The organism is Nocardia sp. NPDC004340, assembly GCF_053602575.1.
Window position 1 is genome coordinate 43,011 of record NZ_JBSGDW010000011.1, and the last position, 25,071, is coordinate 68,081.

Consider the following 25,071-nt stretch of genomic DNA (forward strand, 5'->3'; position numbering starts at 1 on the left):
ACGGCCTCACCGGCCATGACCCCAGAACCAAGGGGCTTTACTCGGCAGCCAGGTTGTGACCTCGCCGAGGATTGCCGCGCACGGCGTATTCGAGGCATGTCCGGGTGGCGCGGTCGTATCATTTACCCGTTGGCCGCTCCCACAAGCCATTGCCGAGGTCGGATATCGACCACCGTCGATCGCACAGTGAGGATCTCGCAGATGGCAAGCTCGATCGAGCCCTATCAGGCAGAGGCGTCCGTCGCCGATTCGTCGACCTGCCCCGGATCACAATGCCAGTTCACGTTTCCAACGGTTCCCGCCGGGAAGCGATTGCATCTCACCAGCGTTTCCGCACAACTCGGCCAGGTCTCCGACGTCATTGTCCTCGAGGGTGCGGGGGTGTCGTACTTCGTGACCAAGTTCCACCCCGACCTCGGTTACCTCACCACCCCGGTGTCGCTGTACTACGGGGCCGGGCAAACGCCGACGGCGCGCGTGTTTGCACCGAATCCGGATCAACACACGTCGCTGATCATCACCCTGGTCGGCGAACTCGAGAAGCTGTAGCCGAATCGAGTTGTCCCCTGGGCAACCGCTAGCGCGAAGCCGTCACGCCGGACAGCCTGTCGTGGTCCCTTGGGCAGCGATTCCGCTTGCGTTGACGGCGAATCGGCCGCATTCCTTGCCATCGAAGGTGCCGTGTTCGACCCATTCGGTCAGTGCTGCCGCGACGGTGCTGTGAGGGCCGAGCCAAGTCTGCGCGGTTTGCCCATACGGGATGGTCGCATCATTGTGGTCGTCGCAGCGGGCGTCGGCACAACCCTCGCTGTGCATGAAATGTCCGCCGCATTCGATCTTCACCATCACTTTGTTCGCGACGCCGGTGAGCGAGTCGAAGATGTTGTCGGCGTTGGCCGGTGGGTTGGTCAGGTCGTCCGAGCCTTGCAGGATCAGCGTCGGCACCGTGAAGGTGGCCGCGACGGTGGGATTCCAGCCGTAGTTGGTGAACGTCGGCAGCCGGTACACCCCGCTCGGATGGGCGGGATCGCTACCGCCCCAGGACTTGCCGAGCGGATCGAGGTCGAGCACCTGCCGTTGCAGATCCTGTGGTCCGCCGACCGGCACGCGGCCGGTGCAGACGGATTCACGATCCGGCGGCACGCCGTCCCAGCCGCCCGTGCGACCGATCGCGAGCGGGAAAGACGTGGACCGCTCCAACTCGGGCAGGTCGGCTTCCTCGGTGGGGAGGTTGACGTCGCCGGGCACACCGGGCAGGCGGTTGAAAACCGATGCCAGCAACAGGATTCGACTGACCTTGCGGTTGACGTGTTCCCCGAGCCGGTACAACGCACGGGCCACGCGCGCCCCACCGAGCGAGTAGCCCAGCACGGCGACTTTGTCCGCCCGCGGCCGAGCCTTGGCGATGGCGTCGTCGATTACCTGCAGGATGTCGCGCGCCCAGACGTCGGTGGTGGCGAAGTAGTGGCCGCTGGTGTGCTTGCGCATTTCGCCGTGCAGCGGATTCACGCCGAGCCCATCGATCGGCGGATTCTTGCCGTCGCCGAGGTAGTGGGCCTGCTGGTTGAGCGGGAAGATGGCCGCATTCCGGGTCCGGTCGCACCCGACTTCCGGTGTCGCACAGCTGTTGTCGGCACCGTATGCCGGAAGACTGGCGTTGGCAGGATCGTCGAGGCCATCGGGGAATCGGGTCGATTTGCCGTAGCCGAGCAGGTCGGGCGCGAAGGTGTCGATCCCGGACCGAGCGAGGGCTTCCTGAAGGCTGAACGCCCCACCACCGGGGTCTTGCGAGGTCGGATGACGCAGGTCGAAGGTGGACGACCCGGGGATCGAGCGACCGTGCACGAGCACCATCGCCGTAGTCTGCACCCCGGGGCACCTGCCGTGCGCGTAGGCCGGCGTCACGCGATGCACTCGGATCGTGGCAGGACGGCCGTCGAACATCGCATCCGGCATCAGGTGCGGCGGCATCGTGAAATCCAGTGTGTAGTCGGATGCCTCGACCAGCGTCGGGACCCGATCGCACGTGGGTGCGGCCTGCACAAGAGGCGCCGACCCGACGTGGATCGACCCGGCGAACACCGCGGCGAATACCGCAGCGGCGAGCGAACTTCGCGGTGCGCTCATCGAATACATTCCTGTCCGGGGTCAACAATGCTCGATTGAGCCAGGATCGTAGCTGGTCAGGGTGCGCAGACCGGGGATGCCGGGCGGCGCGGCAACAAGCTCGTCGACAACCCGGGTGCGGTCCCCAGCTGCCAGCCGGGGAGGTCGACCCGATAGTCACTCATGCTTGTGACGGGATCCGACGCCAGCTGCTGCACTTTTGGAACAAAAGTGCAGTAATCGAAGACGTTGGCAAACTTTTATACAAATAAAGTATGGTAATTGCAGAGTAGGTCGACTTTTGCCAAGGAGACCGTATGGACTGGCCACCGCACCGGACCGAAGAGCGCGTCTGGACCTCGCGCCGCCGCCAAGGTTCGAAGGCGGACCGAACCCTCGATCGGATCGCTGTCGGCCGCCGCACCATCGATCACCGATAGCGAAATTCGGCGCAGCCTTGCGGCCGCGCCCCGACCGTAGAAATCGGATAGCTGAATTAAGTTGTATGCCTTGACAATACAATCATCAGCTCTTCAAATCCCACGTGCCTGAAGCAGCCGCCACAGCCCGATAGCAGAGCCGCGTGGATCCGCTACCACCTCATCTCTCGACAGTCCCCAACCAGACGTACTCGCGTGCCCTGGTGATGGCGACGAATCGCTGGTTGATCATAAAACTCGGCACGGTCACGAGCCGCGTCAGTGAGCAGTTCCGTGGGAAGAGCCTTCGCGAAGAAGGGATGCAAGACTGCACGGAAGTCGAACCCCTTGGCGCGGTACACGGTGCCAATCTTGATCACCCGATCGCCACGGCAATAGCGGGTGGCTATTTGGTGGCCAGGCGGATCTCGAGCAGGTCATCAGCTCCGCGGTAGATATGGGTGTGGAACCGGCGGCTGATGCGAGTGAGCGTTTTGACCAGCCAATCGGCATCGGCCCGGGATGCAGGTTCGAGCCGCATGCGGCGAATCCGCATGGGCAACATCCGAATTCCGGTCGGCTGCCCGCCGGGCTCGACCGAAACCAGGAAGAGCAGCCGCAGTTCGGGACGGTAGGACCCATATCCGGAGATGCCTTCGTAGTCGTCGATGACATCACCACAGCCATAGAAGATCGGTTGGCCATGGTAGATCTCGACAGGGCGAGGATGGTGGGATGAATGCCCATGCACGATGTCGACGCCGGCGTCGATGAGCCGGTGGGCGAACTGGATTTCGCTCCGCCCGATCCCGTAGCCCCAGTTCGGGCCCCAATGCACGGACACGATCAGAATATCGCCGGGACGCTTGTACGCGACCGCTTGCGCCGCGACATGGTCGGCGACATCACGGCCCGCCGGATCACCGAACAGCCACACTCCCGGCCGATCGTGCCGCGCGGCCCACGCCCGCGGGACGCCGCTGCTGGTGCTGGCGACCGAGACGATAACCACCCGCCGCCCGGCCGGCTCCACTACCTGCGGGCGGCATGCCGCGTCGATGCTCGCTCCCGCCCCGGCCGCGCGGATGCCCGCCGCGTCGAGCGCGTCGAGCGTGTCGAGCAGACCACGGTTTCCGAAGTCGAGGATGTGATTGTTGGCCAACGCGCACGTGTCGGGCCGAAACGCTTTCAGCGTCGCGATATTGGCGGGGTTCATCCGATAATGGATGCCCTTGGCGGGCGCGAATACGCCGTCGCTGGTGATCGAGGTTTCGAGGTTTATCAGCCGGACGTCGGGCGCCAGTTGGTCGAGCATCGGCCCGACGTCGCCCCACGGCCAGTCGAAGTCGACCGGGTACGGTATCGGCCCGTTCGCCTTCTCGGCCAACTCGACGTAGCGACGGGCGTCCTCGACCCACGATTCGTGCAAGAGCGGATCACCCGGATGCGGCAGGATCTGATCGACGCCACGACCGAGCATCACATCACCGCCAAGCAGCACGGTGACCGGACTCTGTTGCGATGGACTACTCGTCTGCGTCATCGATTCGCCCCCAGAACACGGCCTGCCCAAGAGCTGTCTACCTGTCCGTGACGACGGATGTAATGGCCATTGTAGCGGCGGGGATACCGCTCTGATGACCTTCGCTTCTGGGCAGGGACAGGGCGAAAGCGCAGAATCTATGTATCGCACGAATCTATTCGCCTGAATAGCGGCGGCTTATCGGGCCGCATGAGCGGAAGGCATCGTTGTGAAGGTCCGAAGTGATTCATTCGACGATAATGCGCGCATTCCGGGCACGTTCGCCTACGGCGTACCGGATGCCGTGCACCATGTCCGGGCGGGCGCCAATCGCAACCCGCATCTGGCGTGGGATGAGGTGCCCGCGGGAACACAATCCTTCGCGGTCGTGTGCTGCGACCCCGACGTGCCCAGCACCGGCTCGGACGTGAACGTCGAGGGGCGAACGGTGCCGGAGGAATTGCCGCGCAACGACTTCTACCATTTGGCGTTGTTCGATATCCCAGCCGACATGCGGCAGATCGCCGCAGGCAGCCTCCAGACCACACACAATCCGACCGCACCCCATAACGCGCGGTACGGCCTCAACGACTTCAGCAGTGCGGGAAACGATCATTACGGCTATGACGGCCCCTGCCCGCCCTGGAACGACCAGCGCCTCCATCACTACGTGTTCACCGTCTGTGCCCTGGATGTCGAACGGCTGCCGCTGCGACAGGCGGTGACCGGGAAACAGCTACGCCAAGCGATGACCGGCCACGTCCTGGGGCAGGCCGACCTCGTCGGCACCTACACACTCAACTCCGCCCTGAGCTCGAACTGAGTGGCACAAGCGCATGTCATACCGAAGCGACTGCCGGTTCCGAGCTCGGACCGGAGGGCCGCGGGGAGGAGCGCTGTGGACGGCAGCCGTTTTGCTGGACGACCAGGCGTTGTGATGGCCGATCAGGGCAGCTGAATCTTATGCTCATGGTTCGCGACAGCTTCCTGGAGCCGGAACCGCGACAGTGTGTGCGGCCCACACTCGCAGGCAGCGGGCAACGCGTCATCGACAAAGCCATCACCGGCAAGCAGATCCGTATACCGGGTGCCATGCCCGTTAGCGCTGTGCGCGGCATCGACGAAATCACGCGACCCATGCGCGCGCGGCCCGGTCGCCGACTGATACACCGCGCCGGCCGGTGTATCGAACACCGCCGCCACACGATGACCACAACCGCACCGCACCTGCGTCAACGTATGCCCCGCCCGGTCCGTCAGCGAGTCCAGCGTGTTCTGGGCCAGCCGTCGTCGTTCCGGTGCGGTCAGAATCGAAACTTTTGCCATCAATCCACGATCACCTTCGAAGGTCTCAGCAGCAAGACCCAAATGGCCGAGAGAAGGGATGATCGGCCCCGTTATCGCTTCGCAATCTTGTCGGGCGTCTGCCCGCTAGCTAGAGCGAGGAGGATTCCGGCTGATCTGATGGCGAACCCGTCGACCCCGTCAGGTTTTCGTGAAATCCGATCCAATCGAGATGTTCATCGAGCTGCAACGCCACCTCACCCCACTCGACGGAATGCAGCCCCGTGCCGAGCTGCAATCAGCGGGCTGTCGAGGGCGCTGAAGCCGTGACGTTCGGTCTCACCGCTACTCGTTGGCGGCCGCCCGCTTGCGACTCTCCCGAACCTCGACCCGGCCGTTGCCCTTGAACTCAACCCGTTCGAAGGTGTCGAAGCCCAACTCGCTGAGCGCTTTCAGCGCCGCGTGCGAGTTGTAGTTGTTGACCGAGCCGCCGGAGCCGGGGGTGCCGGTGGCGAGGGTGATCAGCTGGATCGGCGGCCAAAGAGTTCCATTGACCAGCACCGCGTAGGTCTGAATCTTGTCCGGCGTCTGCCCGCGGGTAGCGAGGAAGACCTGGTCGTCCGTGAGCTGGACCGAACCGCCGTTGATCGTGATAGTCGTGTTGGACACAGCTGGTGATCCTGTCAGAAGTCGGAGTACCGCAACCAATTTCACGCAGCTGCCCACCACGCAGGAAGCTGGCGTTCTGAGCGACGGATTCATCTCTGCCGGAATGCGTTTCATTCGCAGCATGAGCTAGGTGGGGGCTCGAGCACACGCGACGTGCGAAGCTGGTCCGCCGGGCGCAGACTCAACGACCCGCCGCGATCGCGCCCTCGACTATCCGGCGGGGGACCTCGAAACGAATTCGGACGCGTTTGGGGTCTGCGGTGGAGGCGCTAATCGCGGCGATGTAATCGTTCTTCTTCGCCATTGCCGCGCGGGCCTCGGCGACGATCCGGGCTCGGGCGGGTTCGAGTTGATCCGGGCGGTAGGCGGCGAGGACGACGCCCCAGCTTTCCAGCAGCGCGCGGTTGATCGGAGAGCGCCGATCGGAACCCGCGGGCCAGCGACGGAAGGCATAGTCGCCAAAGATGATTCGCGCGTTCTGCATGCCGCGTTCGAAGGCCGCGAACCAGGATTCGAGCTGGGCGTCGGGTACTTGGCGCGGGTCGTCGAGGAGTTCGGTCGTCGCGTCGAGGAGGTTCTCGAGTGAGCCGTAGGAGTCGTACTCCTGGAGGTTCGGCAGCCGGTAAAAAGCCAGGAATCGCAGGACCGCTTCGCGGTCGTTCATACGCACGTGATCGCGCAGCACGCCGGCGGTCGCCTCATGGAAGGCAGCGGAGGCGGCGCACCGTTTGAGCAGGTCTCGACTGCGGACGCTACTCATACAATGCCGAATCTCCATGGCGTTCAACGGTTCGCCACCGGTGTTGATGCGCTTGAAGATGTCGTACTTGACGCGGTTGGGTGTGGAGGGCTCGATGACGTGGACGACGATCTGCGCGTTCTGCAGCCGACGGCGGAGCACGGTCTCGAAGTCGGCGAAGGTCTTGCCGTGCTCGGCATCGAGGTATTCGAGCTCGTCGAGCGCGAACCGTCCCTGTACGAAATCATGCACGGTGGACAGGCGCTGCAGACCGTCGACCACGCGGAACATGCCACCGCGGTCCTCGGCGAAATAGAAGGCGGGCAGGGGAATCTGCAACAACAGGCTCTCGATGAGTCTCGACTTCTGGCGCCCCTTCCACACCCGATTCCGCTGAAAGTCGGGGGCCAGCTCCAGATCACCGTCGTCGATCATGTCGAGTACGTTGCGCAGCGAGAAGGTGCGCGTGGAGATTCGGATCTGTTCGGGATCCCACGGCGCGAGCGGCCGCTGGTCGAAACGGTCCTCGTTCTGCTCGATCTCGACGCCGGTCGGCTGTCCGTAGAAGACCTCCTCGACCACCGGTTCAGCGGGAGTCTGGGCAGTGTCGGTGACGCCCGCTGAGGGAGCACCGGATTGGAAGTAGGCCACGATGGTGTCGGTGCGGTCCGCGAGCTCTGCCGCCGAGAGACCGGCGAAGCTCGCGACATCGTTCATGGCCGGCAACCACCGGTTCTCCATCATCGTTCGCAGCCGGTGCGCGAACTGCTGGCGTCTCTCCTCCTCGCCGAGAAACGGTGGCAGAAAGCACCCGAAGATCAGCCGCAGGGATCCACCGTGCAAGCCCAGGAAGTACAGCCAGTAGGGAAATTCGTTGTCCAGCCGTCGGACGTAGTGCCGAACCGGCTCCATCTCGAACAGTTCGGTCGGGATGTGTTCGTAGCCCTCGATCACCAACTCCACCGCGCCGAGCGCGCCGCGCGCGGCGTCCGGCGAGATGAAGCACGAGTTGAGGGCTTCGATTGCGGGCCTCAGGTCCCCACTCTCGATGTCTTGACGAGGCACCACGACAACCAACTGATCTGGCGAAAACACCGGTCTTCCTTACGGTTCGAGCTGTCCGCCGATCACCCTACCGAGACACCCTCGCGCGGGGACCGATTCGATGGTCCCTACCCGCGGGAAACCCGAGGTGAGGCCACATTCCGCCAAATCGGTCATCGTATCGGTCGGTCCGGCGAACGCTAGGATTTGTGGAGTTGTCCTCCGCTGGAAAGGAGTGAACATGGTCGCGGGAGTCGTGTTGCGGCATGCTGACGAGAACACCCCGCGGGCAGCCCTCACGCGCCGGATCGCGGTTGCGCTGCTGCGTACTCCGTTCCAGTCCGCACAGCTGATCAGCGCCCGGCTCGATCTGCCCGAGGCCACCCCGAAGGTGGTGACCTCGCTGTTGTACAGCGAGCCGCAGGTGTTCGAGATCCTGGGTACCGAGAACCCCTCTATCTGGGCGGTTCGGGAAGCGGCCGAGGCGCTGGTAGAGACATGGGCCCGACCACCGACTCCGCAACCGGAACCCACGGACTCCCCGAGGACACCGACACCATCCACGAGTTATACGGGCCCGCCCTTGCGCGCCTGGCAATCCGAGGCATTGGCCGCTTGGACTACCCGCGACCGGCGAGGCATTGTCGAAGCTGTCACCGGCTCCGGCAAAACGGCAGTCGGGACCCGGGCGGTCGCCGAGGCGATCGACGACGGGCGGCAGGCCGTCATCCTGGTCCCCGGCATCGACCTGCAGACACAATGGTGGGAGCGACTGAGCGCAGCATTGCCCGGAACTCGGATCGACCGGGTCGGTGGCAAAGGTGCAGCTCGGCCACCGGCACACTGGGATGTCCTGGTGGCAACGGTGCAAACCGTTTCGGGAACACAGTTGGCGATTCCACCCGGCACCTTGCTGGTTGCCGATGAGGTGCACCGCTACGGCGCCGGCAGTTACGCGAAAGCGCTGGCCGGCGAGTACGAATGGCGGCTGGGTCTCACCGCCACGCTGGAGCGCAATGACAATGCGGTCGAGGAGATCCTGCTGCCCTACTTCGGTGGCCTGGTCCCCGGCTGCGATTACACCCGTGCCCGCGCGGACGGAATCCTCGCACCGGTGCGGCTGGCACTGACCGGTGTGCACTTCACCGCTCGCGAGCGCGCCAAATACGATCGCGCCGACGAAGCCGCGCGCAAAGCAAAATCGGTGCTGGTCGACGGTTACGGCGCGCCGGAGGACTCCTTCGGCGAATTCATGTCCTTCGCACAGCGATTGGCGAAGCAGGAGACGGGTGAGGCAGCGCGGCAGGCCCAGCGATTCCTGAAGTACTTCGCCGAACGCCGCGAAGTACTGGCCGACTGTCAGGGCAAGCTCGACTTGATTCGTACCTTGCCGATCCCGGAACTCCGTGCCACCCAATCGATCTTCTTCGCCGAACGGACCTCCACGGCCGGTCAGATCCAGTCCACCTTGGACCAGCTGGGTCTGTCCTGCGGATGCGTCGGTTCCGCCCTGCGGCCAACCGAGCGCGAGCAGATCATCGGCGACTTCCGGCGCGGCGACCTGCGCGCCCTGTCCGCACCCCGGGTCCTCGACGAGGGCATCGACATCCCCGACGCCCAACTCGGTATGGTGCTGGCCGCCAGCCGCACCCGTCGGCAGATGATCCAGCGCATGGGCCGCGTGGTCCGGCCCAAGTCCAACGGCAGCGCCGCGCTTTTCGTGGTGGCGTACGTGTACGGCACCCCGGAGGACCCAGCACTGGGTGCCCACGAGGCATTTCTGGAAGACCTGGAATCCATCGCCGAGGAACGAATCACCACCGACGCCGCCGGGCTCCCGGCGATCCTGCGCGCTTGGCTGACCGAGCCGAACACCCCGACCGCGCCCGAATCTCCCGCGTCCCACGAATTCCGTAGGCCGCCCCCACAAGAACCTCGCCCGCTCACTGCCCCAACCCCAGCCGAGTTCCGCACACCCCCTCGCGAGCCTGTGCCGGCCACACTCGATGCGTCGGCGTCGCAGGCGAGCGGCGACACGACGGACATGCCCACCCCACTCGAGGTAGTTGCGCGGATGCCGACGCGACGGCTCCCCGCCGAGCCGGATGAACAGGCCTCCGGTTCCTCGTCACGGGGATTGAATACGCCTCCTGCCCCAGCCACAGCTGACAGCGGTCCGGCCGATTTCAGTCCTGCGGAGCCTGATTCGTCGACTGAGCCAACCCCTGTCGTCGCCGCACCCGGAGACCGGGCTTATCCCACTACCGGTCCGGAAAATGATGCACCGACAGCAGGCTCGGACAATCCCGGCGATCATGCCGCTGGTTCGCAGCGGCCGGGCGGCACGCGCCGCCCCTACGGTGAGCCGGTGCCACCGGCACGGTCCGACAGAGCCCGCACCGCGACGACCTATCGCAGGCAGGTTGAGGAAATGCTCGGCGTGGCAGATGCTTCCGGCCTGTGGACGCGCTCGGCCGCCGACTCCTCACTGATGGCTTTCGACGAGTTCGTGGAGTGGCAGGCAGACACCTTGTACTACCTGTCGCGCCCCTGGGACGGCGATGCCGAGACGTGGCAGCGAACCATGCGAGCCATCGTCGACTGGGCGGCGTCGCCCGCCGACCCGATCGACTCGTTCCTCGAGGTCAATCGGGCCGTGAGCGAGGTGGGGCCGAGCCGTACCGAAATGCTGCGCTTCGCAGCCGTCATGCGCGGCTGCGAACTGGCAGATCTCTTGTAGCTGATCAGTTCCCGTTGCCGATGCTGCGCGACAGCGGCACTACCATTGCGAGCGCGGCGATCGCGTTGTCGGTAAGCCGGGTTTGTCCGACCGAGTTCAGAACCGCGCGGAACAAGGTCGCGCGGTCTGCGATGCCGAGTTGCTCGGACTGGTAGGCCATCAGCTCCGCCAGCTCGAGCGGCGGAATCTGCTCGACCTTGCGCGGGCCCAGTCCACGCCATCGGCTCGCGGGCTGACCGGGAAGGCGGTAGGTCAACAGTGCCGCGTCGTCGATATCGAGGACGTTGTCCACCAGCAGTTTTCCGGTGGCGACCGCAGCACGCAGCGCGATGTCCAGCTTCTGGCGGACATGATCGCGTTCCCTGGTCCGAGCCGCGGTCACGTAGGCGGCGCGCAGCCGCGCGGCCGTCACCGGGCCCTCGACCTCCACGATCCGGACGAAGTCACCGACGATGGTCGAGTGGGTGGCGCTCGTCGGGCTCTCCAGCTGATCGGTGAAGGCGGCGTACGACTCGATTTCTCGCCGCAGGGTGGATTCCGCCGGAGTGTTGGCCACGGATGCTGTGGCATCGACGGTCTGCTCGGCATCATCATCCATGAGGCCGTCGGCATCGTCCTTCGCCGCTTCGGACGTAGCACCCGATGACGGGGTGGCGGGAACCTCGTCGGGCACGTCCGATGGTTCCTCGAAAGCACCATCCTCGGCCGATGACTCACGGTCGGAAGACACCGCTTCCGCGTCATCGCGGGCCGCTCGATCAGGATGATCGGAATCGCCTATGCACACACAGAGGCGTGAGTCGGCAATATCGTCCGCCGATGCCATCGATTCCCAGACAACCCGCGAAACACGTTCCCGCAATTCGTGATCGGTCGGGTCGACCCTGACCGGTCCGGAGTCGGCGAGCAGCTTGGCCAGCCGGCGCTGCTCTTCCTCGGCGATCGGGTAGATCCCGTGGCGTTCGAGCAGCGCGACCAGCTCGTCCAGACAGGCTTCGGGATCGACGATGAAGTCCGCCAGCCGGATTCGATGGAACGGCCAGCCGCAGCGCTCCAGGTCCCGTTGCCGGGCGAGGTCGTCACGGTAATGGTCAGGACCGTGCCAATGGTCGCTATCGCACTGCACGGCCAGCTGCCCGCCGCCACCGGACACCACCACATCGATGTCGTAGCCGGTTTCGGTGTGGTGCGGGCTGATCTGGTAGCCGCGGTCGACGATGCCGTTGTAGACCTGCTGTTCGAAGAGCGATTCGAAGGGCTCGACCGGATAGTCGCCGGGAAACCGTTGTGGCGGTTCGGCATCGACACCGGAGGACTTCTCGACTCCGAGGCAGTACTCGAGCAGCTGCAATCTCATATCGGCGCTGTTGGACAGATGGTCGAGCGTCATCGAGTGGAACAGCCACAGCTGGTCGCGGGCTCGTGATACCGCGACGTTGTAGCGCTGCACGGCGCCGTCTTGGGTCTGTGCGGGCAGCCGCCGGTCCGGACCCGGCGCGGCGACCAGCGACAGGAAGATCACATCGCGTTCCGCACCCTGGAAGTCGGCCGCGTCGCCGCAGTGCAGATCTCGCCGCTGCATCTCCTCAGGTCCGACGCGCGTCACCAGCTTCTGCGCGATGTGCTTGGCCTGCGCGGAACCGAGCAGCGAGATGACACCGAACGACTTGCCGTCGTACCGGGAATCGGCGAGGCACTGCTCGATCCGGTCGACGATCAGGTCGGCCTCGGCCGGATTGACGCCCCTGGACACCTCGTGGCCGTCCGGCACGTACACGGTCCGCACGGGGTCGAGCCGGTCGCTGCCGTAGCGGCGCACGGGCACCAGCCGCACACCCTGCGGCTCGTAGGCGATCTTGTTCGAGAACTCGATGATCTCTGGCACGCAGCGCCGATGCTCAACCAGCGTGAGCCGCTTCGGATACCGCATGATCGCGTCGTCGAACAGGCTGCGCTTGGGATTCCGCCACGACGACAGGTAACGGTCATCGTGGAGATATTGTCCGGCCAGCCGCTCGAGTTCGGATTCGTCGACACCGACCGCCGACGGCGACACCTGCTTGTCGTCGCCGATCACCACGATCCGCGGCGCGAGGTACTGCAGGAACACCGCTTCGACACCGGCCTGCGAGGCCTCGTCGACCACGACGACGTCGAACATGTCCGCGGTGACTGAGAACTGTTCGACGACGCGGTAGATCGGCATGATCCATACCGGAACCGAGGAACGGCAGTTGCCGAGAGCCTCCTGGATCTCAGAGCGCTTGCGGTCGGCGTACTGGCCGGTGCCGCGGCCCAGGCTCTTCACCAACTGGGCGTAATGCTGCAGGTCGGCGCGGGCGCGGTTGGTGAGTCGCCCGACCGCCAGATCCCACGCCGTGGTGGCCGCCCGGGCCGCGGCGTGGCAGCGCAGTTCGGCTTCGATGTCGTCGAGGCCCCGGCACAGTTCGTTGACTCCGCCGCGGTTGTTGGCGGCCAGCCACTGCCCCACCACAGCCCAGCTCCAGGCTTCGTCGAAGCGCTCGAGCCGCTCGTCCCATACGGGATCGGCAGGATCGGCGGCGATGGCGGTGCGCAACGCCGGCAGATCGGACAGGTCGGAGTCGATCTCGTGGCGCCGGGCGAGACTGCGGCGCAAGTGGCTCAACTCGGCCAGACGCTCGTGTGCCAGCTGGTAAGCGGGCGCGTCCCGTTCGAGCGTGGCTTCGGTGAGGCGGTGCAGGTTGTCGGTGGCACGCAGGTCGTCCCGCAGTGCGGCCAGCCGCCGAGCCAGCTCGGCGAGCGGCACGGTCGTCCGCTCGAGCGCTTCCCGTGCCTCGACGGCATCGAATGCCTCACGCGCGCTGTGTATGCCGATCGGATCGCCCCAGTCCGGTACGGGCAGACCCAGTTCGGTCAGGCGGGTCGCGGCATAGTCGAGCCGGCTCGCGTATTCGAGCAGCTGAGTCAGCAGCGTGTGGGCCGCGCGGTGCCGTGCCACCCGATCGCGCACGAGTCCGGGACCCGAAACCGCTGCGGGCCAAGCCATATCGAGCTGGTCGGCCAGCCGTTCGCCGCGCTGCGCATTCAGGAAATGGGTGAGCTGTTCGATTGTGGTCGGAATGCGTCCGTCGATCCGGACGCTGTCGAACAGCGGATCGGCGAGCTTGACCACTCGGGCGGTGGTGAATCCGATCTTGGGCCGCCCGTCGGGATGTACCTTCAACTCACCGTGGATCTCGATGTGCGACTTCAGATTCTCGGCCAGGTCCAGCAACGACGCCGGGTCGTCGACCGACACGTGCACGGTCGTGTAACCGAGCGCGGCGATCACCGAGTCCGCGTGCCCGAGCAGATCGGCGACGGCGACGGCGCGGCCATGCCATTCGAAGAGCCGTCCACCGTGGATATCCATCAGTGCCGTGGCCGCCCACGGCTCCGGCCGATGCCGCAGGTTCCGCACCCGGTCGCTGATCTCGCCGAGCAGTGCGTGCACCTCATGACGCTCGGGCGGGGAAAACTGGGAGATGCGCGCGGCCGCCGGGTCACCGTCGAACTGCGTATAGCGATGTCGATGCTGCGCCGCTTGCTGTTCAGCCGTGCACCACTGGCCGAACAGCTCCACGGGCGGCAGCGCGGTGGCCGCGACAAGTTCGGGCGCCGCGACTTCCGGATCGGCGAGGCGGTTGTCCAGCAACAGGTTTCGCCACTCGGCGAGCGGGGCTCCGGCGACCGGGCTCACCGGCTCCGCTTCGGTGTCCACCAGCTCGGTGATCCAGTCGAACCGCGGCCGCTGGGCGCGCCAGTGCAGCGCGATGTTGGCGATCGTCCCGGTGTAGCCCCCGACGGAGTGCGTGGTGACATCACGCTCGCGCAGGCTCAGCAGTTTCTGCTGGATCGATGCCCGCCGCTCGCGCAGCTCGGCGATGGCCCGGTCGGTCGCGGCGACCGCGGCGCGTCCCGCGGCGGGATCATGTTCGGCGGCGGCGTGGGAAATCTGATTGACCGAGGCCTTGAGGTCCTCGAGTTCCTGACGCGAATCGCCGACCACCGCGACACTGAGCGGTTTGATCTCCTCCGGTAGCTTGGCACGCACCTCGTGCAGGGCGCGATCGGTGTGGGCGGTGATCAGCACCCGCTTGCCCTGCGCGAGCAGATGGGTGATCAAGGCGGCGGCGGTGTGCGTCTTGCCGGTTCCCGGCGGTCCCTGCACCAGGGTGTGCGCGTGCTTGTCCACGTGCTCGAGGATCCGCAACTGAATATCGTTGAGCTGCAGGGGCAGAAACAGGTCCGCGCCGTCGCGGACGATCGCACCGTCACCCGCGGTCGGCGCCGGCCCCGGCTCGAAGTCCGGATCGACCAGGTTATGGATGCCCGAGGGCAGTTCACCGGTGGCGCGAATGGTCCGCGCGATGGTCCGCAACGCGGTCACCATGCCGCGATTTCCGCGCTTGCGCAGGATCACGGCCGGCGCATAGGTCGCCGTGGGGTGAGCTACCGCGGTACCGGGCCGAATATCGTCGGCGTACACCGCATCCGGGTTGATGCAGTTGATGAACATGCGCACCAGCGCGCCGACATTCTCCCGGTCGAACGGGTCGATGTGACCGTCGCGCGCTTCGTTCTCGGCGCGCTGCAGGTCACCGGCCGCCGACATCTGGGACGGCTCGAGAATTTCCTGCAATTCGGCGGTGTACCCGGTGACCCCCGGATCGATGGATACCGAGATCGCGCCGTAGTCGGAGTCGAAGCCCAGCACCACCTGCATAGTCAGCACGTGCCGGCGCACGGTGCCGACATCCCCGTGCCGCCAGGCCAGAAAGCCCAGGGCGAGTACAGCTTCGAGGGTCTCGGTCGCGCCGTCGTACCGCGTGTACATCTCGTACATGGTCTGGTAGAGACGCCGCACGGGCAGCTTGGGCCGCGCTCGCTCAGCCCATTCACGCCAGTCCGGCAGCCAGTCCGCGAAGGCGGTCCGGATCTGGGGGTGATCGTCGAGCCGAAGTGTCTCCCCGCTCTGACCCGCCCGGGTCGTGCGCAGCGCCGGTTCCGTTTCGGGTTTGTCCCAGCCGGTTTCGAGCCACCGGCGCAGTTCGATATCGGGCTCCGGCGCGGATCCGATGGTCACCTTCTGGACCATGAGGAACGGCTTCCCCGGCTCCGCCTCCTGATAGGTGACAGCCGGGTGTTCCGGCAGGTCGGCGACCCACAGGACTTCACCGTCACGCTGATAGGTGGCGATGTCCTGGATCCGGGACGTGCGGAGCGTCTGTGCCTTCGCCAGAAACTCGAACAGACGCGCACCGCGATCGGCGAGATCGTTCATGACCGGCGTCCGATCGCCACCCATAGTCGGCACCCTCTCCTCCAGTGTTGTTCCAGGGTCTGCGGAGAGCTATCGACGACTGATACGCATCCGCTACTCGAGCAGGCCATTCCGCCTGAAATAGACGGATTCATATGCCTACGAGGGCTTTATGTGATTGATCTGCGCGGCGAGATCGACCACGCGGCGGTCCTGCTCCCCGTAGCGGAGCGCCATCTGGGAATGCAATCGCTTGAGCCGGGTCAGCGCATTGCGGGTGTCGCCAAGGTAGACATGACAGGTCGCCAGCTGACGCTGGCAGTACATGACCTGGTCGTCGTAGGGCCCTCGCTCGGCGGTGAGGTCGTCGATCAGCCCGCGATACAGATCCGCGGCCGCGGAGTAGTCCGTGTTCTCGAACCGCAGATCGGCGAGCTTCACCCGCGCCTCGACGACGTCGGCGTCGCGTGAACCCAACAGCGGGACAGCGGCTTCGACGACGGTGCGCAGTTCGTGGATGGCAGGGGCGTAGCGGGAGTCGTCGGCGAGCTCACGGGCGCGATGCACGGCCCGCTGCAGGTCTCCGCGGCTGAAGTCGGGGACGGGTACAGGTACGGGATCGGTCGGTCGCTCGACGAACTCGGTCCGATCGTTCGAGGGGGTTACCACGGTGGTGGCGGTTCGTGCGGAGGCCATCGCCCCGACCGCCAGCGCGTACATGCGCGCAGGACTGTGATTGTCATCGACCTCGGGTAGCTCACCGAGATCGCCGGCGTACCGCAGCAGCACCGCGTTCACAGTGGCGGCGTCGTCGGGGCGCGCGTCGGGCGACTTGGCCAGCATGCTCATGACGAGCCGTGCCATCTCGACCGGGACGCCACGCCGTTCCTGCCGGATGTCGGATGGCGTGTGGTTGATCTGCTTCTGCCATACGGTGAAGGTCGATTCACCCGTCATCACCCGGTCGCCCGTGAGCAACTCGTAGAGCACCAACCCGAGCGAGTAGAGGTCGGTCTGCGGCGCCACCGGCTTACCCTCGACCTGTTCGGGCGCCATATACGACGGCGTGCCGAGGGTTTGGCCGTGGCTGGTGTAGCGGGTCCGGCCCGATTCCGGTGCGACAGCCAGCCCGAAGTCGAGCACCTTGACCGTGCCGTTGGCGCACAGCATGAGGTTCGACGGCTTGAGGTCGCGATGATAGATGCGATTCCGATGCGCCGCGGCGAGGGCCGCGGCGGCCTGCGCCCCGAGGTTTGCCACGACGCCCACCGATTGCGCACCGCGCTGCTCGAGCAGCTTGTCGAAGGTCGTGCCCTCGATGTATTCCATGACGAGATAGGGACGTTCGGGTCCCCCGGCGGTGGTCGAACCACGGCCCGCGTCATGAATGACCGTCAGTCCGGGGTGGTTGAACTGGGCCATCAGCTCGGCTTCACGCACGAATCGCTGTTCCCAGCCGGGGTCGTCGTCCAGATTCGGATGGCTGAACTTCACCGCGACCCAGCGTCCGAGATGAAGGTCGAGGCCCTTGTACACCTGCCCCATGCCGCCCGTACCGATCTGATCCCTCAGCTCGTAACGGCCGCCGAGGACCTGCCGCTGCACCGCCATTACCTCCGTGAGTCCCGAGAACCCGACACGCTACCGGCCGTCCGCAACAGGACGGAGTGTGCCTCTCGCCATTCCGCCGAATCCGATTCTCACCAACTGGGCGATATTCGCCCGCTGCTGTTGAAACGCGGTTTCGAGGGCAGTCAACCGCTCGAAAGCCATGCCGTAGCGGCGTTGCTCGGATGGATCGATCCGGGGCACCGCGACCTCGTAGATATCGATGTGGCTTCCGTCGGCCACCTCGAGTGCCGCCCGCAGAATCCCAGCCAGGAAATGGGGATCAATACCGGAGTTGGCGCGCACCAACCGGATACCCGGTCCGAGCAGCGCGCCGTCGGCGGTGCAAACCCTGACCGCGGGCTCGGTGCTGATCGCCACCGCGACATCGCCGGCGCGAACGGTGATCGCGCCCGGCGCGTCGGCACTACCCCAGCGAGAAGGGGCGCGGCCGAGCCGGACATCCTTGGCGGTCAACATCGGCGTGTCTCCACCAGTCGAGCCGAGAGTCGGCGGCGCCTCATGGACCTCGATCGCGCCCGCGTCGACGAGCGCTTCGAAGGGAATCGGAGGATGCGAAGCCGTGTCCGGTTCCAGCACCGGAGGTTGCCACGCCGCCAGATCGAGCAACGCCGAGCACTGGGATCGATATTCGGCGTATGGGTCCGAGAGCTGGACGGGGTCGAGTGAATCGGGCGTGCCGTCGGATCCATCGTCGACACCGGTCCGGTCCCGTCCACCGACGGCTTCACCCACCATGACCCCTGCCCTCCCCCGCCCACACCAGCGTTCCGATCGGCAGCAACGGTAACAGTGCCGTAGCCGACCGAAAGGGCTGCGCGGCAAGGATGGCACTCATCGTCCGTCCTCGGCATCCTCGGGCGCCAGCGCGCCCGCGGTGAGCCCGGTCGTCACCAGCTCGGCGACCTGCTCGGCGGCCTCGGTGGCCCGGCGGGCGGCAGTGCGCAGCGTGAACAGCTGCCGGAAAAGTTCGCCGTACCGTTGTTGCTCGGCCAGCCCGAGCACGGGGACGCGCAGCCGGGAGGGATCGAAACGGACCGTGGAGGTCCGTGTCGCCGAGATGTTCTCGGCGCCGGTCAGGAAGCCCGCCAGGAACCAGGGGTCGAGCCGGTCGGAATCGACGCGCAGGGTGTGGATGTGTGGTCCCCGGATCGCCCCGGCATCGGCCGCGTCGGCGACCCGTGCGCTGCGCCCGCCGGTGCGGTCGCTGCGCACCGCGGGAATGAGAACATCACCGGCTCGGACCTCGACGCTGGTCGCAGCAACCGACGCTGTCGCGGTGCCCGACGCTGGAACACCGGTTGCGATATCCGGTGCGGTGAGCATCCGGCGCTGTGAAGCAACGGGATTCAGGTCCGGCACCGAACCGGTGTCCGGTTCTTCGGCGGGTGCCCGGCCCGTGGATTCGGCGGATTCTCCGCCGGGCAGGATGGACCGAATCAGTTCCAGTTGACCATGATTGGCCAGATCCGCGATCGTCACGTAGCGCCAGGACACGCCGGATCCGGCCGACCATCCACACATGTCGCCAGCGGCCGAGGTCAGATCCGCGGCCGCGCCGCTCAGCGATCGAATCGCCTCGCCGACCTGATCGGAGACAGTCCCTGAATCGAGCGCGGAGCGTACGTACCCGGCCGGGGTCAGATCGACCTCCTCAGTCAGCACATCGACCAGCCGAATACCCACCGCCACACCGGATTCGGTCGCCGTGTCCGGGTCCGCGCCGTCGAACGCACGCCAGGCGCGCAACACAGTGTCGGTGACGGCGGCGTTCTCGCCGTCACCGGTCGCGGGCACACCGGTGGTGTCGACGAACAGCATCGAGTCGGCGACGGGCGCGGCGGGTCGGGGTCGGCGCAGAAGCCAGATCTGCAGGCCGACATGCCAGGGCTGGGCGCTGCCCGGAGCCAGCCCGATCACCGCGCGCAGCGCGCCGGTGCGCACCAGGTTGGCACGGATCTTGCGGCCGGAGGGGCGGGTGGCCACAGCGGGTGGGAGCAGTACCGCGGCGGTCCCGCCGGGCCGTAGATGCGCGAGCGCGTGTTGCACCCAGGCGAGTTCGGGCTCCCCACGCGGTGGAAGCCCGTAATCCCATCGTGGGTCGAACGCCAATTCGCTTGCACCCCAGTCGCGTTGACCGTAGGGCGGATTGCATACCACGGCGTCTGCCCGCAGGTCGGGGAAGGCGTCGGCGGTGAGACTGTCACCGGTCCGCATATCTGGTTCGAGGGCGGTCTCGGCCTCGATGAGCAGCCGCGCGCGCTGCGCTTGGACCGGCAGCGCGTCCTGACCGGCGAGCTGGCTCGCACCGGTTCGCGCGGCCGCGAGCAGGAGTGACCCGCTGCCGCAAGCAGGGTCCAGCACGGCGCGCACAGACTCGACTTCGGCCTCGGCTTCGGAGTCGGACACGGTTGCCAGCGCGGCCATCAGGTCCGCCAACCACGCCGGAGTGATGTACACACCGGTGGCGGCGGTTTCCTCCAGCGCGCGTTCACCGAGGATGTCGATGGCCGTGCGCGCTCCGGCCTCGGCGGCCGCCCGGCCGAGCAGTCGCGTCACCTCGTCGCCGAGTTCGGCGTCGAAGCCGGGTGCGGCCCACCCGCTTTCTCCCCGTCGCAGTGCTTGCAGCAGCCGCGCGACGGTATCCGGGGTGGCTCGAGTGCGGACCAGGGAGCGCAGTTCGCTCACGGCCGAGGCGCTGGCTTCGTTGCCGTGTTCGGCCAGCCATCTCTGGACTTCACCCAGGTCGAACTGCGGGCGAGCCTCACTGCCCCCGGTGGACTTGGGAAAGTCGGCGTGCCGTCGCCGCCAGTTGCTGACGGTGGCGCGCGTAACCCCGGCCAGCCGGGAGATCTCCGCGGCGCTGACGGTCGATACAGGCTTCGACATGCCCCTCCTCTCGTGTACGTTCCCTCCACCCTGCTCAAATGGGAAGCGAATTGCAATCCCATCAATGCGGTTGACAACGCTTTCTGTCGCAAATAGCGTTTTGCATCGACTCCGGTGTCGACGCTCCGGTGAAAGCGACACCAACGCCCATCGAGGCGCCGCGCTTCATCCCCATCAAGAAGGAATCATGCGTACCCTTTCGACCCTGCTCGCCGCCGGCGCGACCGCCGTCGCCCTGTCCGCAGCGGCCCCCACCGCCATGGCCGCCCCCAGCACCGGCTCCTCCGGATCCTCGAGCGGTTCGTCCAGCGGCTCGGCGGACCCCGGTTGCGGCCCCCGCAGCAATGCCGACCTCCGCTTCCTGCGCGCCGCGCACCAGACGGAGTTCTCCTGCTCGGTCCAGGATTCGGCCATCGGACTGGCGCAGTCCCAGTGCAAGTGGCTCGACGCCTACGGCAACTCCGCGCACAACCAGATCGTGCTGGCCGAGCGGAGCCGCGGTGCCGTGCAGTACCCCTACACCTTCCTCGACGCCGCCGTCAGCGCGTACTGCCCGCGCCACACGCTCTGACGTCGCTCACCCGAACTGAGGCACTCGAGTAGACGACACCGTCTCGATGCCCGCGGCGGGATGCGCGTCAACTCTGGCTCGTCCCGCCGCACCCCACTTCGATCCCCGTACAACCGAATCCGAGGAACGTCGATGACCTACCAGCCCCCGCAGCCGCCCCCCGATCCCACAGCCGGACACCACCGGACCACGCCCTATCCCCCGATGTCACCGCAGTACGCGACGGGCGGCCTGCCGCCCCAGTACCCCGGTCAGTTCCCGCTGCAGCAGCCCGCGCCCAAAAAGTCGAACACCCTCACGATCATCCTGCTGGTGCTGGCGGGCATCGTGGTCCTCTGTGGCGTCGGCGGTGCGCTCACCGGCAAGGACACCAAATCCGCTCAGCCCCCGGCGACTCCGGCCGCCGGTACTCCCGCCGCCGGCGCACCGGGCAACGCGCCCGCCGCGACCACCGAGAAACCGCCGGCCCCCACCACCGAGAAGCCGCCCGCCCCTGGCCTGAACACCCCGGTCCGTGACGGCAAGTTCGAATTCACCGTCACCGAGATCCAGTCCGGCATCCGCACGGTCGGCGACAACCCCTATCTCCGCAAAACCGCCCAGGGCAGCTACACCATCATCTCGATGACCGTCCGCAACATCGGCAAGGTCCCCTACGGCTTCTCCCCGTCCAACCAGGACGTGTACGACGCCCAGAACCGCAAGTTCTCCAACGACGCGGCCGCGGCCATCAACCTCCTATCCGACACCAGCCTCTACGCGGAGATCAACCCCGGCAATTCCATTACCGCCCAGGTGGTCTACGACCTGCCCGCCGACTCCGTCCCGGACCGGATCGTCGTGCACGATTCGATGTTCTCCGGCGGCGCGACCGTCTCGCTGCGGTAGCGACGAGATGCCCATGACTGGAACCACTTTCACGCCTTCGGTCGCCGTCGTGGATCACATCGACGAGCAGTTCATCGTCTGGCATGTGAATATCGGCAACGACCTCGGCCTTTCGCGGCTGGCCGGTGCCTGGGTGCTCGGCATCGACGAAGTCGACGTGCTCACCAGCCTGACAGTCGAACGCCACATCGCATGCGCGTCGCCGTCGGCGCTGCCGGAGCGCCTGCCCCCCGCCGGTGTCATCGATCTGGATCGCACCGTCGAGCATGTGCGATCCGAGATCGCCGCAGCCAACCGGCTTTTCACCGACCACCAGCTCACCGTCCCCCACACTCTGGTGCGTCCAGATTGGCCGTCGATGCGCCATCCTGAACGCCCGCAACCGCTGCCACCCACCCTCGCCGAGCACTTGGTTCCCGCGCTGCGCTTGGCGTTCGGACTGCGCGACCTCGCGGACGCCTGGGCGGAGTTCGAAGCCCTGAGAGTCACCCGCGACTACCTCATCCACCACGGCGGACCGTCGGCCCGCCCGCTCCCCTTGGAGATTCGTTGACCCCCGGATTGTCCTTCGCCGCCATCGACGTCGAAACCGCCAACGCGAAACGCGGCAGTATCTGCGCCATCGGCGTCTCAGTCGTGCGCGACGGCGCGCGCGTCACCACCCGTTCGTGGTTGTGCCGCCCACCGGCCCCCCTCGACTACTTCGGCCAGATGCAGATGTTCAAACACAAGATCACCCCCGAAATGGTCGCCGCCGAACCGGCTTTCGCCCACCGATGGCCGGAGGTACTTCGCCTGGTCGGCGACCTGCCGGTCGTCGCCCACAACGCCAGCTTCGACATGGACAACATCCGTCAGGCCTGCAACTTCAGTGGAGTTCCGGTCCCGCGCTGGGAGTTCGGCTGCACCTGTGAGTGGGCGAGGGATCAGTTCGCGGACCTGCCCAACCATCAATTGAAGACCCTCACGCGACGGCTGGGCATCGAGTTGAAGAACCATCACGCGGCGGATTCGGACGCCGCCGCGGCCGCCGACCTGGCCGTCCACCTCGCGCGTCACGCCGGCGCGACCACGCTCCCGGAACTCGCCGGGGCTACAGGCAGCAGCCTGCGCCAGATGACCCCGTCCGGAATCGAGCGCCGCCGATGAGCACCACCCCCTCCGCTATTCCCGCGCCGCTCGTCACCGCCTTCGATATCGCCGGGGGCAGACGGGATGTGCGCGGTCTGACCGCCGTCCTGCACACGATCGAACCCGGCATCCGGGCAACCGCCGCGTTCCGCTCCCCCTTGTTCGGGCCACACGTGTTCACCGACACGGTCGCCCGTTCCGAGGCGATCGGCACTCTCACCCTCGGCGGGCAGCCCCTCGAGTCCTCCGGCGCTCTCCGCGCCCCCGTCCCCGAACTTCTCACCCTCACAACGGTGGACGGTGACGAGGACGAGGACGAGGACGAGGACACAACCGCAACGTCGTACCCGGACCAAGTTCGTGACGCCATCGATGAACTGTCGCAAGGCGATCTCGTGAAGGCATGTTTCGAACAGCATCCGTACGGCCACTTCTCTATCACCGGTTTCGTGCTCCGGGCCCCCGCCAGCAACGTTTTCGTCGTGGGTGGCGGCTGGTTCGTCACCGAGCCTCATCAGCGCGTCCCGGCAGACCGGCTCATCGACCTGACACTGTTCAGCCCGGCGGGCAGGCACGACTATCCGGTCCCCCAGCCGATTCACCGCTGGCCCGAGCTGGAGTGACGTCCCGAACTATGGACAATCCGAAGGCGTTCAGAGAACCTGGGATCGTATTCCAGTGTGAACACTGCCAGACCGATGTCGTCTGGCTCGCAACACTTTACGGCGGCAGGCGGCTCTTCGACGCGAAGGAATACTCCACCGCCGACAGCGCACCCGGCAACCGCTTCGCCATCCAGAGGTCGACACGCCTGGTCGCCGACCTCGAAAACGTCAAGCGACACCCACCGACGTGCCTGCACCTGCACAGCTTCGTCTGTTCCGGGCATTACCAGGACATGCGATTTCGGATGTGGAATCTCGAGAAGCCGGGTGGCGGCCTCGGCGGCTATCCACTGCCGTACGAGCCTGATTTCTAGCGTGTTCCAACGCGATCGGCTGTGTTGTGCCACCGAGAGAGTCTTGCGGCTTCGGGTCGCCTGTCGCTGTTCCGGGCATTCACAAGGTGTGCGTGATCCGGAGCGGCACGGCCTCCTCCCACTCGGTCGTGCCGTTCGCCGGCGGCTGAACGGTCGAGCCTTTCGTCGTAGCCGGTTCAGGCAAGTCCTGGATCTCGGCGAATACCCTGGTGGCCTCCTGCCGGGCTCGCGCTCTGGCCGTTTCATGGCATTGCGCTATCGCTTTCGCCAGCCGAGCGGGATCGACCGACATCGCCGCCTGGGTGATCCGCAGGTCCGTGATCGTTCCGTTCACGTCGGTCTCGACGACGACAGCGCCACCAGATGTTTCGGCGTGACCGCGAACCAGCGTGATCTCGCTACGGATGCGCTCGTTCCGTTCGGCCAGCTTCTCGAGCTCAGTGTCCACCGGTAGTAAGCTAGCCCAGCCTTCGTTGGGGTGGGCGATAGGGGATTCGATGACATCGATGCCGGATACAGCTGGGGACGGCTTCCACGTCGTGGCCGATACGGTGACAGATGCGGGCAAGTTCGTGCAGCTGACGGCCGAGGAGCTGTTCCACGAAGTCAAGTCACTCGATGCCGAGGTGAACCACCTGTTGACCACGTGGAAGGGCAACTCCGCCAATCACTATCGGCACGGCTGGGAAGAGGTTCGCGCCGGGGCGCACGAAGTATTCGAAGCGTTGCGGACGATGGCGGAACTCCTGGGTGTGTCCGCGGCCGTCTACACGGATGCCGACCAAGGCAACGCCGGCGACTTCCTGTCGCTGTGAATGACCGCCGGACAGACCGAAGCAGGGATGAATGACGAACGACTCGAGTGCCTTTCAAGTGAACTTGGCGGAGCTGGAGGAGATCCAAGATCGGATAGCCGGCTTCGTCGGTTTTCTCTCGGACAGCTTGACGGGGCTACAGCAGCGGATCAGTTCGGTCCAGCAGAACTGGACGGGGCCTGCCGCCGACACCCAGGCCGCCGCTTTCCGGAAATGGATAGCCGGGGCCGCAGAGGTTTCCGACGGAATCGGCGAGATGAAACTCGCTGCCGCCGAGGCCCACGCGCACTACACCAGGGCGGCGACCACGAACCGCGCGATGCTCGGCGGTGGGTGACTGGTCGGCCGGGGTCCTACGCCGT

At 66.1% G+C, this 25,071-nt stretch carries 21 protein-coding genes; 11 read left to right on the forward strand and 10 right to left on the reverse strand.

The genetic code is table 11. The features are described 5' to 3' along the window. The first annotated feature begins 201 nt into the window (after positions 1-201). The gene (locus ACWEOI_RS30910; RefSeq protein WP_452361857.1) at positions 202-549 is read left to right on the forward strand and encodes a hypothetical protein; all 348 of its coding nucleotides are present in this window, start codon (positions 202-204) and stop codon (positions 547-549) included. Positions 550-591: 42 nt separating this feature from the next. Here the strand turns inward: ACWEOI_RS30910 and ACWEOI_RS30915 are convergent, their stop codons facing one another. Beyond that, positions 592-2,127, reverse strand: a complete 1,536-nt coding sequence (locus ACWEOI_RS30915) for an alpha/beta fold hydrolase (RefSeq protein ID WP_452361858.1) — start codon at positions 2,125-2,127, stop codon at positions 592-594. A gap of 804 nt (positions 2,128-2,931) precedes the next feature. Further along, positions 2,932-4,068, reverse strand: a complete 1,137-nt coding sequence (locus tag ACWEOI_RS30920; protein WP_452361859.1) for a CapA family protein — start codon at positions 4,066-4,068, stop codon at positions 2,932-2,934. 208 nt (positions 4,069-4,276) lie between these two features. Here ACWEOI_RS30920 and ACWEOI_RS30925 point away from each other — a divergent pair, with 208 nt between their 5' ends. Then, positions 4,277-4,870 carry a YbhB/YbcL family Raf kinase inhibitor-like protein gene (locus ACWEOI_RS30925; RefSeq protein ID WP_452361860.1) on the forward strand — a complete coding sequence of 198 codons (594 nt, stop codon included), beginning with the start codon at positions 4,277-4,279 and terminating at the stop codon, positions 4,868-4,870. A gap of 122 nt (positions 4,871-4,992) precedes the next feature. On the opposite strand, the gene ACWEOI_RS30930 is transcribed toward ACWEOI_RS30925, so the two are convergent. The 3 genes from ACWEOI_RS30930 to ACWEOI_RS30940 form a co-directional block, all read right to left on the reverse strand. Further along, a complete protein-coding gene (locus tag ACWEOI_RS30930; protein ID WP_433591114.1) occupies positions 4,993-5,373 on the reverse strand; it encodes a hypothetical protein in 381 nt (126 codons plus the stop codon). Positions 5,374-5,676: 303 nt separating this feature from the next. Continuing rightward, positions 5,677-6,000: a hypothetical protein gene (locus ACWEOI_RS30935; protein ID WP_433666906.1), complete on the reverse strand. Its 324-nt coding sequence runs from the start codon at positions 5,998-6,000 to the stop codon at positions 5,677-5,679. Between the two features lie 181 nt (positions 6,001-6,181). Beyond that, positions 6,182-7,807 (reverse strand): DUF262 domain-containing protein, encoded by a 1,626-nt coding sequence (locus ACWEOI_RS30940; RefSeq protein WP_452361861.1) that lies wholly within the window; start codon positions 7,805-7,807, stop codon positions 6,182-6,184. 217 nt (positions 7,808-8,024) lie between these two features. On the opposite strand from ACWEOI_RS30940, the gene ACWEOI_RS30945 reads away from it, so the two are divergent. Next, positions 8,025-10,523 carry a DEAD/DEAH box helicase family protein gene (locus ACWEOI_RS30945; RefSeq protein ID WP_452361862.1) on the forward strand — a complete coding sequence of 833 codons (2,499 nt, stop codon included), beginning with the start codon at positions 8,025-8,027 and terminating at the stop codon, positions 10,521-10,523. A gap of 4 nt (positions 10,524-10,527) precedes the next feature. Here the strand turns inward: ACWEOI_RS30945 and ACWEOI_RS30950 are convergent, their stop codons facing one another. The 4 genes from ACWEOI_RS30950 to ACWEOI_RS30965 all read right to left on the reverse strand — a co-directional run bounded on the left by ACWEOI_RS30950 (position 10,528) and on the right by ACWEOI_RS30965 (position 20,325). Beyond that, complete coding sequence (locus ACWEOI_RS30950) at positions 10,528-15,852, reverse strand: AAA domain-containing protein (RefSeq protein ID WP_452361863.1); 5,325 nt, start codon at positions 15,850-15,852, stop codon at positions 10,528-10,530. 114 nt (positions 15,853-15,966) lie between these two features. Further along, the gene (locus ACWEOI_RS30955; protein ID WP_452361864.1) at positions 15,967-17,418 is read right to left on the reverse strand and encodes a serine/threonine protein kinase; all 1,452 of its coding nucleotides are present in this window, start codon (positions 17,416-17,418) and stop codon (positions 15,967-15,969) included. A 30-nt stretch (positions 17,419-17,448) separates the two neighbouring features. Then, positions 17,449-18,171 carry a hypothetical protein gene (locus ACWEOI_RS30960; RefSeq protein WP_452361865.1) on the reverse strand — a complete coding sequence of 241 codons (723 nt, stop codon included), beginning with the start codon at positions 18,169-18,171 and terminating at the stop codon, positions 17,449-17,451. A gap of 99 nt (positions 18,172-18,270) precedes the next feature. Then, complete coding sequence (locus ACWEOI_RS30965) at positions 18,271-20,325, reverse strand: N-6 DNA methylase (RefSeq protein WP_452361866.1); 2,055 nt, start codon at positions 20,323-20,325, stop codon at positions 18,271-18,273. A gap of 187 nt (positions 20,326-20,512) precedes the next feature. On the opposite strand from ACWEOI_RS30965, the gene ACWEOI_RS30970 reads away from it, so the two are divergent. The 6 genes from ACWEOI_RS30970 to ACWEOI_RS30995 all read left to right on the forward strand — a co-directional run bounded on the left by ACWEOI_RS30970 (position 20,513) and on the right by ACWEOI_RS30995 (position 23,894). Then, positions 20,513-20,896 (forward strand): DUF732 domain-containing protein, encoded by a 384-nt coding sequence (locus ACWEOI_RS30970; RefSeq protein ID WP_452361867.1) that lies wholly within the window; start codon positions 20,513-20,515, stop codon positions 20,894-20,896. A 132-nt stretch (positions 20,897-21,028) separates the two neighbouring features. Continuing rightward, the gene (locus ACWEOI_RS30975; protein WP_452361868.1) at positions 21,029-21,784 is read left to right on the forward strand and encodes a DUF4352 domain-containing protein; all 756 of its coding nucleotides are present in this window, start codon (positions 21,029-21,031) and stop codon (positions 21,782-21,784) included. A 13-nt stretch (positions 21,785-21,797) separates the two neighbouring features. Continuing rightward, complete coding sequence (locus ACWEOI_RS30980) at positions 21,798-22,337, forward strand: hypothetical protein (protein WP_452361869.1); 540 nt, start codon at positions 21,798-21,800, stop codon at positions 22,335-22,337. Further along, positions 22,334-22,933: an exonuclease domain-containing protein gene (locus ACWEOI_RS30985; protein ID WP_452361870.1), complete on the forward strand. Its 600-nt coding sequence runs from the start codon at positions 22,334-22,336 to the stop codon at positions 22,931-22,933. Before ACWEOI_RS30980 ends, ACWEOI_RS30985 begins: the two co-directional genes overlap by 4 nt. Further along, positions 22,930-23,538, forward strand: coding sequence for a hypothetical protein (locus ACWEOI_RS30990; protein ID WP_452361871.1), 609 nt, complete (start codon positions 22,930-22,932; stop codon positions 23,536-23,538). The genes ACWEOI_RS30985 and ACWEOI_RS30990 overlap by 4 nt, the downstream gene beginning before the upstream one ends. 11 nt (positions 23,539-23,549) lie before the next feature. Then, complete coding sequence (locus ACWEOI_RS30995) at positions 23,550-23,894, forward strand: hypothetical protein (RefSeq protein WP_452361872.1); 345 nt, start codon at positions 23,550-23,552, stop codon at positions 23,892-23,894. A 79-nt stretch (positions 23,895-23,973) separates the two neighbouring features. Here the strand turns inward: ACWEOI_RS30995 and ACWEOI_RS31000 are convergent, their stop codons facing one another. Next, complete coding sequence (locus tag ACWEOI_RS31000) at positions 23,974-24,342, reverse strand: YbaB/EbfC family nucleoid-associated protein (protein ID WP_452361873.1); 369 nt, start codon at positions 24,340-24,342, stop codon at positions 23,974-23,976. 49 nt (positions 24,343-24,391) lie between these two features. Between ACWEOI_RS31000 and ACWEOI_RS31005 the strand changes: the two genes are divergently transcribed. Beyond that, positions 24,392-24,709, forward strand: a complete 318-nt coding sequence (locus ACWEOI_RS31005) for a WXG100 family type VII secretion target (RefSeq protein ID WP_452361874.1) — start codon at positions 24,392-24,394, stop codon at positions 24,707-24,709. 31 nt (positions 24,710-24,740) lie between these two features. After that, positions 24,741-25,046: a WXG100 family type VII secretion target gene (locus tag ACWEOI_RS31010; RefSeq protein WP_452361875.1), complete on the forward strand. Its 306-nt coding sequence runs from the start codon at positions 24,741-24,743 to the stop codon at positions 25,044-25,046. Positions 25,047-25,071: the final 25 nt, after the last annotated feature.

Bases quoted from the DNA above. Each gene is read 5' to 3' on its own strand.
- ACWEOI_RS31010 (WP_452361875.1), top strand. From the start codon at position 24,741: ATGACGAACGACTCGAGTGCCTTTCAAGTGAACTTGGCGGAGCTGGAG.
- ACWEOI_RS30980 (WP_452361869.1), top strand. From the start codon at position 21,798: ATGACTGGAACCACTTTCACGCCTTCGGTCGCCGTCGTGGATCACATC.
- ACWEOI_RS30990 (WP_452361871.1), top strand. From the start codon at position 22,930: ATGAGCACCACCCCCTCCGCTATTCCCGCGCCGCTCGTCACCGCCTTC.
- ACWEOI_RS30965 (WP_452361866.1), bottom strand. From the start codon at position 20,325: ATGTCGAAGCCTGTATCGACCGTCAGCGCCGCGGAGATCTCCCGGCTG.
- ACWEOI_RS30955 (WP_452361864.1), bottom strand. From the start codon at position 17,418: ATGGCGGTGCAGCGGCAGGTCCTCGGCGGCCGTTACGAGCTGAGGGAT.
- ACWEOI_RS30920 (WP_452361859.1), bottom strand. From the start codon at position 4,068: ATGACGCAGACGAGTAGTCCATCGCAACAGAGTCCGGTCACCGTGCTG.
- ACWEOI_RS31005 (WP_452361874.1), top strand. From the start codon at position 24,392: ATGACATCGATGCCGGATACAGCTGGGGACGGCTTCCACGTCGTGGCC.
- ACWEOI_RS30950 (WP_452361863.1), bottom strand. From the start codon at position 15,852: ATGGGTGGCGATCGGACGCCGGTCATGAACGATCTCGCCGATCGCGGT.
- ACWEOI_RS30975 (WP_452361868.1), top strand. From the start codon at position 21,029: ATGACCTACCAGCCCCCGCAGCCGCCCCCCGATCCCACAGCCGGACAC.
- ACWEOI_RS30915 (WP_452361858.1), bottom strand. From the start codon at position 2,127: ATGAGCGCACCGCGAAGTTCGCTCGCCGCTGCGGTATTCGCCGCGGTG.
- ACWEOI_RS30930 (WP_433591114.1), bottom strand. From the start codon at position 5,373: ATGGCAAAAGTTTCGATTCTGACCGCACCGGAACGACGACGGCTGGCC.
- ACWEOI_RS30970 (WP_452361867.1), top strand. From the start codon at position 20,513: ATGCGTACCCTTTCGACCCTGCTCGCCGCCGGCGCGACCGCCGTCGCC.
- ACWEOI_RS30910 (WP_452361857.1), top strand. From the start codon at position 202: ATGGCAAGCTCGATCGAGCCCTATCAGGCAGAGGCGTCCGTCGCCGAT.
- ACWEOI_RS30995 (WP_452361872.1), top strand. From the start codon at position 23,550: ATGGACAATCCGAAGGCGTTCAGAGAACCTGGGATCGTATTCCAGTGT.
- ACWEOI_RS30945 (WP_452361862.1), top strand. From the start codon at position 8,025: ATGGTCGCGGGAGTCGTGTTGCGGCATGCTGACGAGAACACCCCGCGG.